Here is a 12,777-nt window from a genome sequence, read left to right as displayed (position 1 = left end):
GGCCTGGATCAGCAACGTGCGCTCCCTTCCCGGCATAGCCGCTCACTCCCGCTCATCCTTTTGGTCCAGGCTCACCCTGTACGATGTGAGACCATCGGCCTTGGTGTATTGCTTGCTGAAATAGCGATATACCACCCCCTTCACTGTAATACCCACGCCGTTGAGCGTATCGCTGACCACTACGTCCTCCAGGGCGCTGTCCGTGATCAGGAATGAGTTGCGGTCATTAAGCGCCTGAAGAATTTCTTCATCAGAACCCATGATCGGGTCAGTCAGGTAAAACCTTAAAGTGTCCAGGTCAGTGGCAGGCGCGCCATAATGAGTGATGTACATCCACGCACCGCCGTTTAGCTTTTGTTTCAATACAAGGTCATCTGCGTCCGCCATTCCACTCAGAACATGCACAAGCAAGTAGTAGATAAGCACCGCACTTCCAAGCATCCAAAAAAGGTACTTGTAAATGCGACCGCTGTTAATAGCCTTTTGATTTTGCATATTCTATACCCTGCATGATCCAGTATTGATCCTTGGGATCGTCCCCGAAAGGTGGTCTCCAATACCAGGCTCCCCAGTCTTTATCCGCGCTTTGGGTGTTTGCGCTAGTGTGGCTGTTCAATCGGTTATCCACCCAGAATGTCTCTGCTCCAGGCTCAAAGCTCGCACTCATAACCTGAACCGAATAAAACACACATATCAAAATACGTGAAGTCGCCATCGCCACTTTCGGAAAAAGGTGAGGAACATTGACAGAAATTTAGTTGATTACGAAAGCTGCAATAAACAAGTAGTACACAAGTTGTTTAAAGCGGCACTGATTAACGGCATGCAGATATATCCGCGTTTCAACATGCTGCCGGACTTCGAGCCAGCACCTCGGAACAATGTGAGCTTGGGCTCCCTCTGATGATGCCTTGGCACTTCCTCACCCGACACCCGCAAGCGGAGGTGCTGCACCCCTGTGCATTCTCCATGCAGGGCCGCTGACGGAATGCGCAGGCTCAGCATTTTGACGCCTTGCGCGCTTCCCAGCCCTGACGAGTGCCAGGTCTGACGCTCTAAACGGCCAAAGCCACCCGTGATGTTGAATTTTTCCACGCAAAGCGTCGGAAAAATCGCCATTTGAGTGCATGAGCAGTTACTGTCTACTCATCGTATGAGCTTGAATTGTTCCAACACCCACATGTGGCTCGCTTTGCATACGAGAAAACAGCCCGTGTTCCGGCCCCCATTGCGCACCCGCTTTCACAACGAGCAGGGTGCGAATTCGCAGGAGAAGGTTGATGAATGGTATCGGTAAGCGTTTGAGACAAGAGAGAAAACGGCTGAAGCTGACCCAAAGCGCGCTGGGCGCCATCGGTGGCGTCGAGGCCAATGCCCAGGGGCATTATGAAAGCGGGCAGCGTTTGCCCAGGGCGGATTATCTGTTCCGAATCGCCGCGGCCGGGGTCGACATCACCCGTGTTGTCACCGGCGTGGAAGCGACGGCCCGCAAAGAGATTCCGGTGTTCCCGGCAGCGCAGGACAGCCAGAGCCTGGACAGCGACGAAGACCTGGACAGTTCGGAAAGCATGGTGAAAATCATCAGCCAACTGCGTCAGAGTCTGTGGATTACGGCTAATGCCTTGTGCGAAGTCACCCGACTGGTGGATTCCGAGGAGCCCCGCTCCAGCACCGACCACGTGGAAGATCACCTGAAAGTGCTGCAAGGCGACGCCGACATGTTCGCAGCGTTGGCACTGGCCAAGGTGCAACGAGCGGCACACGAGACGCACTGACCCTAATTCCCAAATCCTGACATTACGCCTCCGGGATGGTAGCCTTGCGCCATCCACGGAGGTCTCGATGATTCAATTCTCTACGCTCTTCAACGCTGGACTGGCGTTGTCCGTTCTGCTCACCGCGAATGCTGCCAACGGCGAAGTCTTCAAGTGTGTCGCAGCCGACGGCACGACCCGTTTTGCGTTCAGCCCATGCCCAACGTACGTCGGTGAATCCACCCTGCAACGACCGGGACCGGCGCGCATCTCCAGCGAATGGGAAGAATCTGACTTTCCGTACCGCCTGAACAAGAACGCCACCGAGATCCTGCAGATCAGCCGACGCCGCAAGTTGGTGATCACCAACGAACGGGAAATTGCCGATCGCCTTCAGAGCATCCGCCCGCCTCCCCCGGCCGCCCCCTCAACCTGCATCGCGCCCCGCTACGACAGCGCCTGCTTCGATCCCTCCGGTGGTCGCGTGCGACAGCCCACGAAAAATGGCCTGATCAAATCCGCAGGTAACTGACCCCTCTGCCCCCTCTCCCACAATCAACGCTCGTGGCTCGTGGCTTGCGGCTTGCGGCTTGCGGCTAAGCGCTTGCCGCTTCAAATACTTGTCAATTTTCTGAACTAAGTTTTTACGGCTGCGGATGTGATGCCCAGGGCGAGCTGCTTAAAGTCAGGCCCCATCGCCAGAATCACAAAAACGAGACGGCCATGACTTCCGACGACCCCCGCCACGACGCAGTTTCACGCGCGGCACGCACGCTGATTGAGGCGTTTGCCAGCAACGATACGGATGCCTATTTCGACGCATTCACTGAAGACGCCACCTTCCTTTTTCACACGCTGCCGGCCCCTCTGTTGTCGCGCGCCGCCTATCGGGAGGTGTGGGCTGGCTGGCAAGCCGACGGTTTTGCCGTACTGAGTTGCGCGTCACGCAACGCGCACATCAGCCTTCAGGGCGAGCTGGCGATTTTCATGCACGACGTCGACACGCACGTGCGCTTCGGCCATGAAGACACTCATTCGAGCGAGCGCGAAACCATCGTCTTCAGGCAGTACGGTGATCGCTGGCTGGCCTGTCACGAGCATCTCTCCGTACAGTCGGGCTAGCCCGTTACTCCATTCCGGCGAATGGCCCGCAGAGGCCGTCGCACTCACTACGCAGCACTTTCAATGATTGATGGTCGCGATGGCGACCACTGCCAATGCCACGATCGTTAAACGATCGAGAGAACGGGCCAGCGCTCGCCGCCGGCCTTATAACAACACGACAGCGCGCAGGAACCTCCCATGACCCACCCCGCCAACCGAATTGAAAGTTTCGGCGTCGAGCAAATCCCCGATGCCGAGCGCGATGCCTCGCCACTTGACCTCTTCCGTCTGACGTTCGGCGGGGCCAACACTTTCGCCACTGCCGTGCTGGGCAGTTTCCCGGTGTTGTTCGGCCTGTCGTTTCAGGCGGGCGTCTGGGCGATTCTGCTGGGCGTCGTGCTCGGGTCGATCATCCTTGCGCCGATGGGCCTGTTCGGCGCCCTCAACGGCACCAACAACGCCGTTTCGTCCGGTGCCCACTTCGGCGTTCACGGTCGCATCGTTGGCTCGTTCCTGTCACTGCTCACGGCGGTTGCGTTCTTCTCTCTGTCGGTGTGGAGTTCCGGGGATGCCCTGATCGGCGGAGCGAAGCGCATGACCGGTCTGCCGGAGAATGACCTGACCCTGGGCCTGGCGTATGGCGTTTTCGCGGTGCTGGTACTGGTGGTGTGCATCTACGGTTTTCGCTTCATGCTGTGGGTCAACAAGATCGCCGTGTTCGCCTCAAGCCTCTTGTTCCTCCTAGGGATATTCGCCTTCAGCGGCAGCTTTGACGCAGGCTTCGCCGGCACGCTGAATAACGGCAGCGAAGGCTTCTGGGCAGCGTTCATCGGCGCTGCGTTGCTGGCCATGAGCAACCCGGTGTCCTTCGGCGCGTTTCTCGGCGACTGGTCGCGCTATATCCCGCGGCAGACGTCGAAGAAACGCATTATGGCGTCGGTGTTTCTGGCGCAGCTGTGCACGCTGATTCCATTCCTGTTCGGGCTGTGCACGGCCACCATCGTCGCCACCCAGGCGCCGCAATACATTGCAGACAACAACTATGTCGGCGGACTGCTCGCCGTGTCGCCCGGCTGGTTCTTCCTGCCGGTGTGCCTGATCGCGATCATCGGCGGTATGTCCACCGGGACAACATCGCTCTATGGCACAGGCCTGGACATGTCGAGCATGTTTCCGCGCCTGCTCAGTCGTGCCCAGGCCACGATCCTGATTGGCATCGCCGCGATTGCCTTTATCTTCATCGGTCGGTTCGCCTTCAATCTGGTGCAGAGCGTGTCGACCTTCGCGGTGTTGATCGTGACCTGCACCTCGCCGTGGATCATCATCATGGTGCTGGGCCTCATCGTTCGGCGTGGCTTTTATCACCCGGCGGACTTGCAGGTGTTCACTCGGGGGCAAAGCGGCGGTCATTACTGGTTCGAGCACGGCTGGAACTGGCGCGGCCTGGGTGCGTGGATCCCCAGCGCGGCGGTGGGTCTGTGCTTCGTCAACTTGCCGGGGCAGTTCGTCGGTCCGCTGGGTAACCTGGCCGGAGGTATCGACATCAGCCTGCCGATTACCCTGGGCCTTGCAGCACTGCTCTACATCACGCTGCTGCGCACGTTCCCGGAACCGGTTGGCGTATATGGCGCGCACGGGCCGCATCCGCTGTTGGGCGACAATGCGCACCGCAATGTGAAGAAACCCATGGCGATCGACTGATTTTCCGACGCTCTTGAACAGGGGCCTGCTTTGAAGCAGGCGCTTTTCATCGAGCGCCGTGTGATCCATGCCACCCCGACCGACGGGCCATCGGTGACTGGCGCGGGCGAATGACATCCCGCACAATCCGGGCTCACCTCAATTTCCATTCACTGCAATACGTCAGCTCGACCCACAGGAGATCACCCCCGCATGAACGCAAACGACTGGACCGAAGCTGCCTTGGCGAAGTACATCGTGACCAATCCGATGTTGCAGGCTGAAATCCAGGACTTGAGCCCCAAAGAGCAGCAACAGCAAACGCTCTGGGCCTTTGAGGATGAAGCGGAAAGCCTGGGCATCCCGACCTGGGAACTGGCATTGACGTTCATCGCCGAAACCCCGGAGCAGCTCAAGGAGCTGCGTCTGGCCGCACACAAGGAAGCCGCCGAAGCGCTGGACATGGACTGGGAAGAATACTGCGAGCTCAACGAAGTCGAAGTTTAGCCCCTCCCTCTCCCTCGGGTCGCCAGGCTGGGTGACCCGCACCCTCTGACTCCCCGGTCATCCTTTGTGCTTTACCTCGCACCGCCGGGTGAGTAACGTCTGCGCCACTTCAAAACAACAAAGGACGTGCTCCATGAGTGACTTGGTCGCCTATCAGCTGGACGACGGCGTTGCGACGCTGACCTTGGCCAACGGCAAGGTCAACGCCATCAGCAATGATGTGGTCGCTGCGTTCAACGCCGCCCTTGACCGCGCCGAGCAAGACCGCGCCGTGGTCATCATCACCGGCCAGCCGGGGATCCTCTCGGGCGGCTACGATCTAAAAATCATGACCTCATCCGCCGAAGCGGCGATGGGCCTGGTGGCCGAGGGCTCTACGCTCGCGCGGCGCATGCTGTCTTTCCCCTTCCCTATCGTCGTCGCGTGTGGCGGTCATGCGGTGGCCAAAGGCGCATTTCTGCTGTTGTCTGCGGACTACCGAATCGGCGTTGACGGCCCGTTCAGTATCGGCCTCAACGAAGTGCAGATCGGCATGACCATGCACCACGCCGGTATCGAACTGGCCCGTGACCGCCTGCGCAAAAGTGCGTTCGGCCGCTCGGTGATTTGCGGCGAAATGTTCGACCCCAAAGGTGCGCTGCAAGCCGGCTTCCTGGACAAGGTGGTCGCGCCTGACGAACTCACCGAAGCAGCGCGCACCGTGGCGCTGCAACTGAAGAAGATCAACATGCGCGCGCACAAGCAGACCAAGCTCAAAGTGCGCAAGGAACTGCTTGAAACCCTCGACCGCGCCATAGAACTGGATCGCCAGATCCCCCTTTGACCCGGCACGGCATCGCGCTGGAACCTCGCAGCGCGTTGTCCTGAAATATCCCGTTAAATTCCTCTGCCCCGCCCGGGCCATGTTCGATTGCCGACTTCAGTGCACACCCGTACACTGCGCGGCTTTTCGCCTGCCGGGTGGGTTTTGCATGCTGTTTGTTCTGCGTATGTTGCTGATGGGTCTGCACTTTATCGCTGCGGGCGTGCTCGGGCTGCTGCTCGGCTTGTGTCGACCTTTCAACCCGGACAATAGCCGCCTGTGTGCCCGCCTGTACGCGCGCCCCGCCATGCGCATTCTCGGCCTGCGCCTTGACGCGCAGCTCAGCCCGCAGTTCGCACGGGCGCGGCCTTGCGTCATCGTCTGCAATCATCAATCCAACTACGACCTGTTTGTGCTCGGCAACATCGTGCCGCCCCGCACGGTCTGCATCGGCAAGAAGAGCCTCAAGTGGGTGCCGCTGTTCGGCCAGTTGTTCTGGCTGGCGGGCAATGTGCTGATCGATCGCGGCAACCCGTTGCGGGCGCGTCGCTCCATTCTTCAGACAACCGAAACCCTGCAGCATAAAGACACCTCTATCTGGGTCTTCCCCGAAGGCACCCGCAACAAAGGCCATGGATTGCTCGCTTTCAAACGCGGCGCCTTTCAGATGGCGATCGAGGCCGGCGTGCCCATCGTGCCGGTATGCGTCAGCACCTATGTGCGCAGCATGAACTTACAGCGCTGGCGCAGCGGCGAAGTGATTATTCGCACGCTGCCCGCCATCCCGACCGCTGGCCTGTCCGCCGAGGATATCCCCCAGCTCATCGCGCAGTGCCACGCGCAGATGCAGGCCTGCATTGTCAGCATGGACACGCAACTGGGCGATGCCCTGCCCGACCAAACAGACGCTGAACGACGCTGAAAAAAACCTGCGAACTCGCTGATAACCGCCGACTCTGATCTGGGAGAGCGCTAAGCTGCGCGTCAGTTTCCTAAAAGAAGAAGCAGATCATCATGGGTCGAGTGGTTGCCGCTGCCGTCTACAGCGCTGGAAAGAAAGTCACCAATATCTCTCTGGATGAAGGCGCAGCCTGGGCAGCCAAGCCGGGGCATTTCGTCTGGATCGGCCTGGAGCACCCCGGCCTGGAGGAACTCACGACCCTGCAACGCCAATTCAACCTGCACGAACTGGCCATTGAAGATGCGCTGGAAGTCCACAGCCGACCCAAGCTGGAGACCTTCGGCGACGCCCTGTTTATCGTGACCTACGCGCCGATCCGCGAAAACGGCAAGCTGATTTTCATCGAAACCCATATCTTCGCCGGCAAGGGTTACATCATCACCTCACGCAACGGCGACTCCAAATCCTACGGGCTGGTGCGCCAACGCTGTGAGGCGAGGCCGTTGCTGCTGGAGCACGGTGAGGACTTCGTGCTCTACGCGCTGCTGGACTTCGTCACCGAGAACTACCAGCCGGTCACCGAGTCGATCCACTGCGAGCTCGAAGAGCTGGAGCACAATGTGCTGCGCAAAGACCTCAACGAATCCTACATCCATCGCATCCACGCCCTGCGCCGGGACCTGCTGCGCCTGCGCCGCTACGTGGCGCCCATGGTCGAGATCGGTGAAGAACTGCAAAAGCTGAGTTTCCCCTTCATCGACAAGAACATGCGGCCGTACTTCCGTGACGTTGAGATTCATGTCAAACGGCAGATGGAAGACCTTGCCAACCTGCGCGACATTGCCAGCCAGACCATTGAGATCAGCCTGCTGCTAGAGTCATCCCGGCAAAGCCTTACCCAACGCAAATTCGCAGCATGGGCGGCGATACTGGCGTTCCCGACAGCGATCGCCGGCATTTACGGAATGAATTTCCAGAACATGCCCGAGCTGACCTGGCATTACGGTTACTACGTGGTGCTGGGCGTGATCGTGGGCGGATGCGGGATTTTGTTCGCGAGCTTCAAGCGCTCCGGTTGGCTATAAGAGCCTGGCTGCAAACCGCCTCGCTGCTTACCGCCTGGCGTAAACCGGGCACGTCCGGCGCCCGCGAGCGCCGGGTTGCGCATCAGACTGCTGGACGCTTGTTGGCGACGAACCTCATCATCCATTCCGCAACGGCCGTGCCGTGGTGGTCTTCCTCCAGGCTTGCGATACCTTTGCCATAGACCTGCTCACCCAACGCGTCCTGGCGGATGTCGAGCAGCGTCCGGGAATAGTCGTGGATGAATTCCGGGTGCCCCTGAAAGCACAGCACCTGATCGCCGATGTAATACGCCGCGAGCGGACAGAAGTCGCTGGAAGCGATGACTGTCGCGCCTTCAGGCAGCGCCGTGACCTGATCCTGATGGCTGATCAGCAGCGTGAGCTTATCCACCGCAGGCGTCATCCAGGGCTCGGTCGGCGCCAGGTTGTAGTGATGGATGCCCACACCCCAGCCTTGCGTGGCCCGCTCGGTCTTGCCACCCAGCAGCAGCGCCAGCAACTGATGGCCAAAGCACACGCCCAGCAGCTTGTCGCCACGTTTGTAGCGTTCGAGCAAATAGGTTTTCAGGGTTTCGATCCATGGGTCAGTGCCGAAGGAATCAGCCTTGGACCCGGTGATCAGGTAGGCGTCGAACTGCTCTTCATCAGGCGGATAGTCGCCTTGCATGACGTTGTAGACGACGAATTCGGCAGGAATCGGCTGACGTGCGAAAAGCCTTTCGAACATCCGCCCATAACCCTGGTACTGATCAACCAGTTCCGGGCGAAGGACGTCGGTTTCCAGAATGCAGATGCGTAACGACATATAAATCCCTGAAGCGGAAAAGGCAAAAATGCAGGGCCCAAGCCTGCCTTGAAGGCCCGGGCAAGGCAAGGCCCAGTTGGGTTGCGCGCCCTGTCAACCGCACGCCGTTGCGCCTTCATTTGAAGGTGCGACGCAGCCGTGGGCGCATCTCAGGCCGGTTATTAAAACCGCGCCCCCTCTTCTGCCTTTTCCAGCAGCAGGGCCGGCGGCTGGAAGCGCTCACCATAACGCTCGGCCAGGGCGCGGGCGCGGGTAATGAAGGCTTTCAAACCGTATTGATTGATGAACTGCAACGCTCCTCCGCTCCATGCAGGAAAACCGACACCCAACATTGATCCGATGTTCGCGTCGGCGGTTGAGCGCACGACGCCCTCCTCCAGGCAGCGAACGGTCTCCAGGGCCTGAATAAACAGCAACCGGTCGCGAATGTCCTGACCGCTGATGTGCGCCTCGGGCTTTTCGAAACGAAGTTTCAACGGCGGCCACAAATGCCTGGGCGCGGCGTCGGGGTAATCGTAAAACCCGCCACCGCCGGCTTTGCCTGTACGGCCATGCTCGCTCAATAACTGCTCAATCACCGCGTCGGCCGGATGTGCTCTGACCTCAATGTCAGCTCCTTGTCCAGCGAGGTCCTTGCGGGTCTGCTGGCGAATGTCGCTCATCAGCCTCAACGACACCGCATCCGACATCGCCAGCGGGCCTGCGGGCATCCCGGCCTTGCGCGCCTCGGTTTCGATCATCGGCGCACTTACCCCTTCGCCGACCATCGCAATACCCTCGTCTGCGAACGCAGTGAATACACGCGAAGTGAAAAAGCTGCGCGTGTCGTTCACAAGGAGGGCTGTTTTGCCCACTTGCCGAACGAAATCAAACGCACGGGCCAGGGTCATGTCGTTGGTGCGCGCGCCTTTCACGATCTCCACCAGGCGCATCTTTTCCACGGGGTTGAAAAAGTGCAGACCGACGAACCGCTCCTGCCGGCTGATTGCGCTGGCCAGGCCGGTAATCGGCAGCGTCGAGGTGGTGGAGGCGATCACTGCATTGGGCACCACCACCTGCTCGGCTGCGGCGCTGACCTGCGCTTTCAGTTCGCGGTCTTCGGCCACCGCCTCGATGATCAGGTCGCAACCCTCCAGATCACTGTCGCGACCGGTGGGCTTGATCCGCGCCAGCACCGCGTCGCGCTGAGCCTCGGTAAGGCGTCCTGCGGCAACCTGACGGTCCAGAAGTCGTACGGAGTGGTCTTTGCCCTTCTGCGCGGCCGCCAGATTGAGGTCCTTGAGGATCACATTGACGCCTGCCATCGCGGTGACATAAGCGATCCCGCCGCCCATCTGGCCAGCACCCAGAATGCCGACTTTGCGCATATGAAACACCGGCGGCGCCTTGGGTCGGCCCTCGATCGCCTTGACTTGATTGAGCTGAAACCAACTGCCGATCATGTTTTTGGCGATGGGACCAATGGCCAGCTCGGTAAAATACCGCGCCTCGATCTTTTCGGCGGTGTGGAAGTCCACCTGGGCACCTTCCACCGCCGCGGCGAGAATCTTTTCCGGCGCCGGGTAGCAGCCCTGGGTTTTGCTGCGCAGTATGGCGGGCGCAATGGCCAGCATCTGCGCGACCTTCGGGTTCGCTGGCGTGCCACCGGGCAACTCGAAGCCGGGCTGATCCCACGCTTTGAGCGGGGCCGGATTGGCGACGATCCATGCCCGTGCCTTGGCCAGCAGGTCGTCGGCGTCGCTGGCAATCTGATCGATCACACCTGTTTCCAGGGCAAGTTCTGCACTCAGCGCGCGCCCCTCCATCAGCAACGGCAAGGCCTTCTCCAGCCCCAGCATGCGCACCAGCCTCACTGTCCCGCCGCCTCCAGGCAGCAAGCCAAGGGTGACCTCCGGCAGTCCCAGCCTGACGTGGCTGCCCTTCAGGGCAATGCGATGATGACAGGCCAGGCACAACTCCAACCCACCGCCCAGCGCCGCGCCTTCTATGGCAGCGACGACGGGTTTGCCGAGCGTTTCCAACTGGCGAAGCTGGGCCTTGATGCCCATGGTCATTTGATAAAACCCGGCGGCACGGGACGCATCGACCTGGCCCAGCTCGTTGAGGTCGCCCCCGGCGAAGAACGTCTTTTTTGCCGAGCGGATGATGACCCCGGCGATGAATGCCTTATCGGCCTGCAGGCGCTCCAGAATGTCAGCCATGGCCTGACGGTAAGCGGCGTTCATGGTGTTGGCTTGCTGGCCGGGCATGTCGAGGGTCAACGTGACAATCTGATCGGCCCCCGTTTCGTAGCGAATGGCGTCGGTCATACGGTCGTTCTTCCTGAAACTGTTTGCGGATACACGCGTGCGGTCAAGTGCGCGGGGTTCATGCTCATACCCGCTCGATGATCGTCGCAATGCCCATGCCGGCTCCGACGCACAAGGTCGCCAGACCATAACGCAGCTGCCGGGCCTCCAGCTCGTCGAGCAAGGTGCCCAGCATGATGCAGCCGGTGGCCCCGAGTGGATGACCGAGGGCAATGGATCCGCCATTGACGTTGACCTTGTCGGGGTCGACCCCGGTGTCCTTGATGAATTTGAGCACCACTGATGCAAAGGCCTCGTTGACCTCGAACAGGTCGATGTCATCCAGCACAAGCCCGGCCCGCGCCAGAGCCTTGAGCGCGGCAGGCGCAGGCCCGGTCAGCATGATGGTGGGATCGGTACCGGTCACGGCGGTCATGACGATGCGCGCACGCGGCCTGAGCCCAAGAGACTGACCGATGTGTGCGGTGCCCAGCAGCATCAATGCAGCGCCATCGACGATGCCCGAACTGTTGCCGGGCGTGTGCACGTGCTCGATGCGTTCGACGTGGCTGTAGACGCGCAGCGCTGTGGCGTCGTAACCCATTTTGCCGATGTTCGCAAAGCTGGGCCGCAGGCTGGATAGCGCTTCCAGCGAAGTGTCCGGTCGAATGCACTCGTCATGGTCGAGCAAGAGCATGCCGTTCTGGTCGCGCACCGTCACCAGCGAACGGCGAAACGCGCCGCTCGCCTGGGCCTGTGCGGCCTTGCGCTGCGAGCCCAGCGCAAAGGCGTCAACGTCTTCGCGACTGAAACCTTCCAGCGTGGCTATCAGGTCAGCGCCAATGCCCTGCGGGGTGTACTGAGTGTGCAGGTTGGTGTGCGGATCTCCCATCCATGCACCGCCATCGCTGCCCATTGGCACGCGCGACATCGATTCCACCCCGCCGACCACCACGAGGTCCTCGAAGCCGGAGCGGATTTTCATCGCGCCCAGGTTCACCGCCTCAAGGCCGGAGGCGCAGAACCGGTTGACCTGCAGCCCGGCGACTCGCGTCGACCAGTCAGCCACCAGCGCGGCCGTTCTGGCGATGTTAGCCCCCTGTTCGCCGATCGGGGTCACGCAGCCCAGCACAATGTCGTCGACCAGGGCCGTGTCCAGATGACTGCGCAGTTGCAGCTCCTTCAGCAGCCCGGTCACCAGATCCACTGGTTTCACGCTGTACAGCGCGCCGTCCGGCTTGCCTCTGCCACGCGGCGTGCGCAGAGCATCATAAATAAACGCTTCGGTCATCCTGTCCTCGCTAACCCACTTTTTTCGTTCACTGACAGCACGATTGTCATCACGCTGCTGCCTTGATGTTTGACTGGCGTCTATCTCTCACTGCGCGACCGTCGCTGCCGAACCGCTTGATAGGGTAGCTGGTTGTGAGAAGTTTCGGACTCAGACGAACGGTAGCAAGGTAACGAACAATGGCGGTAAACGGTGAAGGCGTCTAGGAGGGGAATGTATGCGTGATAGCAATTCGCCAAAAAACATCTCGGTTATGAGAAACCGGCTGTCCAGCTCATAACGATCTAAGCCGCGCGGCACGTGGGCTCTAAGGTTAAGTCAGTAGCAGTGGCGCGATAACAAAATCGATTCATCAAGCGCCTGTCGTCCACGGTCTGCTGACCGGGAAACCTGCTCTTTTGCCTCACCTTTGCCAACCCTTCGCTTTGGTCATCCCCGAAGCCTGTGGGTTTCTGTCGCTCAGGAATAACAAGAAAAGGCATCTACTATGTTCAAGCGCTCAAAAATTCGTCAGGCCGGGTTGATTGTTTTCGCGACGACCCTGCTCCTCATATTGCCAA

The 12,777-nt window shown here is 60.0% G+C and carries 12 protein-coding genes; 8 read left to right on the top strand and 4 right to left on the bottom strand.

Going from position 1 to position 12,777, the window contains the following annotated elements:
* Nucleotides 1–42 precede the first annotated feature (42 nt).
* Nucleotides 43–495, bottom strand: a complete 453-nt coding sequence (locus tag LT42_RS00865; RefSeq protein WP_037009114.1) for a hypothetical protein — start codon at nucleotides 493–495, stop codon at nucleotides 43–45.
* A gap of 785 nt (nucleotides 496–1,280) precedes the next feature.
* On the opposite strand from LT42_RS00865, the gene LT42_RS24960 reads away from it, so the two are divergent.
* The 8 genes from LT42_RS24960 (at nucleotide 1,281) to LT42_RS00825 (ending at nucleotide 7,833) form a co-directional block, all read left to right on the top strand.
* Nucleotides 1,281–1,775 carry a helix-turn-helix domain-containing protein gene (locus LT42_RS24960; protein WP_037009112.1) on the top strand — a complete coding sequence of 165 codons (495 nt, stop codon included), beginning with the start codon at nucleotides 1,281–1,283 and terminating at the stop codon, nucleotides 1,773–1,775.
* A gap of 67 nt (nucleotides 1,776–1,842) precedes the next feature.
* Entirely contained in the window at nucleotides 1,843–2,286 is a 444-nt protein-coding gene (locus LT42_RS00855) for a DUF4124 domain-containing protein (RefSeq protein ID WP_052074947.1), read from the top strand.
* A gap of 191 nt (nucleotides 2,287–2,477) precedes the next feature.
* Entirely contained in the window at nucleotides 2,478–2,876 is a 399-nt protein-coding gene (locus tag LT42_RS00850) for a YybH family protein (RefSeq protein WP_037009110.1), read from the top strand.
* Between the two features lie 180 nt (nucleotides 2,877–3,056).
* Complete coding sequence (locus tag LT42_RS00845; RefSeq protein WP_037009108.1) at nucleotides 3,057–4,559, top strand: purine-cytosine permease family protein; 1,503 nt, start codon at nucleotides 3,057–3,059, stop codon at nucleotides 4,557–4,559.
* Nucleotides 4,560–4,751: 192 nt separating this feature from the next.
* Nucleotides 4,752–5,045, top strand: a complete 294-nt coding sequence (locus LT42_RS00840; protein ID WP_037009104.1) for a DUF6388 family protein — start codon at nucleotides 4,752–4,754, stop codon at nucleotides 5,043–5,045.
* Between the two features lie 133 nt (nucleotides 5,046–5,178).
* Nucleotides 5,179–5,868 carry a crotonase/enoyl-CoA hydratase family protein gene (locus LT42_RS00835; protein ID WP_037009102.1) on the top strand — a complete coding sequence of 230 codons (690 nt, stop codon included), beginning with the start codon at nucleotides 5,179–5,181 and terminating at the stop codon, nucleotides 5,866–5,868.
* Nucleotides 5,869–6,016: 148 nt separating this feature from the next.
* Complete coding sequence (locus LT42_RS00830; RefSeq protein WP_052074946.1) at nucleotides 6,017–6,769, top strand: lysophospholipid acyltransferase family protein; 753 nt, start codon at nucleotides 6,017–6,019, stop codon at nucleotides 6,767–6,769.
* A gap of 92 nt (nucleotides 6,770–6,861) precedes the next feature.
* The gene (locus LT42_RS00825) at nucleotides 6,862–7,833 is read left to right on the top strand and encodes a magnesium and cobalt transport protein CorA (protein WP_037009100.1); all 972 of its coding nucleotides are present in this window, start codon (nucleotides 6,862–6,864) and stop codon (nucleotides 7,831–7,833) included.
* An 82-nt stretch (nucleotides 7,834–7,915) separates the two neighbouring features.
* Here the strand turns inward: LT42_RS00825 and LT42_RS00820 are convergent, their stop codons facing one another.
* The 3 genes from LT42_RS00820 to LT42_RS00810 all read right to left on the bottom strand — a co-directional run bounded on the left by LT42_RS00820 (nucleotide 7,916) and on the right by LT42_RS00810 (nucleotide 12,217).
* Nucleotides 7,916–8,638 (bottom strand): amidotransferase, encoded by a 723-nt coding sequence (locus tag LT42_RS00820; protein WP_037009098.1) that lies wholly within the window; start codon nucleotides 8,636–8,638, stop codon nucleotides 7,916–7,918.
* Between the two features lie 161 nt (nucleotides 8,639–8,799).
* The gene (locus LT42_RS00815; RefSeq protein WP_037009096.1) at nucleotides 8,800–10,947 is read right to left on the bottom strand and encodes a 3-hydroxyacyl-CoA dehydrogenase NAD-binding domain-containing protein; all 2,148 of its coding nucleotides are present in this window, start codon (nucleotides 10,945–10,947) and stop codon (nucleotides 8,800–8,802) included.
* A gap of 64 nt (nucleotides 10,948–11,011) precedes the next feature.
* On the bottom strand, nucleotides 11,012–12,217 hold the full coding sequence (locus tag LT42_RS00810; protein ID WP_037009093.1) for an acetyl-CoA C-acetyltransferase: 1,206 nt from the start codon (nucleotides 12,215–12,217) through the stop codon (nucleotides 11,012–11,014).
* Nucleotides 12,218–12,777: the final 560 nt, after the last annotated feature.

It is taken from the genome of Pseudomonas lutea (assembly GCF_000759445.1).
GTDB lineage: Bacteria > Pseudomonadota > Gammaproteobacteria > Pseudomonadales > Pseudomonadaceae > Aquipseudomonas > Aquipseudomonas lutea.
Note: the sequence above shows the minus strand (reverse complement) of the source record. Positions and strands in the feature narration are given on the sequence as shown.

Excerpts from the sequence above, each read along its gene's own strand:
- LT42_RS00850 (WP_037009110.1), top strand. The coding sequence starts at position 2,478 with ATGACTTCCGACGACCCCCGCCACGACGCAGTTTCACGCGCGGCACGC.
- LT42_RS00835 (WP_037009102.1), top strand. The coding sequence starts at position 5,179 with ATGAGTGACTTGGTCGCCTATCAGCTGGACGACGGCGTTGCGACGCTG.
- LT42_RS00840 (WP_037009104.1), top strand. The coding sequence starts at position 4,752 with ATGAACGCAAACGACTGGACCGAAGCTGCCTTGGCGAAGTACATCGTG.
- LT42_RS00815 (WP_037009096.1), bottom strand. The coding sequence starts at position 10,947 with ATGACCGACGCCATTCGCTACGAAACGGGGGCCGATCAGATTGTCACG.
- LT42_RS00830 (WP_052074946.1), top strand. The coding sequence starts at position 6,017 with ATGCTGTTTGTTCTGCGTATGTTGCTGATGGGTCTGCACTTTATCGCT.
- LT42_RS00855 (WP_052074947.1), top strand. The coding sequence starts at position 1,843 with ATGATTCAATTCTCTACGCTCTTCAACGCTGGACTGGCGTTGTCCGTT.
- LT42_RS00820 (WP_037009098.1), bottom strand. The coding sequence starts at position 8,638 with ATGTCGTTACGCATCTGCATTCTGGAAACCGACGTCCTTCGCCCGGAA.
- LT42_RS00825 (WP_037009100.1), top strand. The coding sequence starts at position 6,862 with ATGGGTCGAGTGGTTGCCGCTGCCGTCTACAGCGCTGGAAAGAAAGTC.
- LT42_RS00845 (WP_037009108.1), top strand. The coding sequence starts at position 3,057 with ATGACCCACCCCGCCAACCGAATTGAAAGTTTCGGCGTCGAGCAAATC.
- LT42_RS00810 (WP_037009093.1), bottom strand. The coding sequence starts at position 12,217 with ATGACCGAAGCGTTTATTTATGATGCTCTGCGCACGCCGCGTGGCAGA.
- LT42_RS24960 (WP_037009112.1), top strand. The coding sequence starts at position 1,281 with ATGAATGGTATCGGTAAGCGTTTGAGACAAGAGAGAAAACGGCTGAAG.
- LT42_RS00865 (WP_037009114.1), bottom strand. The coding sequence starts at position 495 with ATGCAAAATCAAAAGGCTATTAACAGCGGTCGCATTTACAAGTACCTT.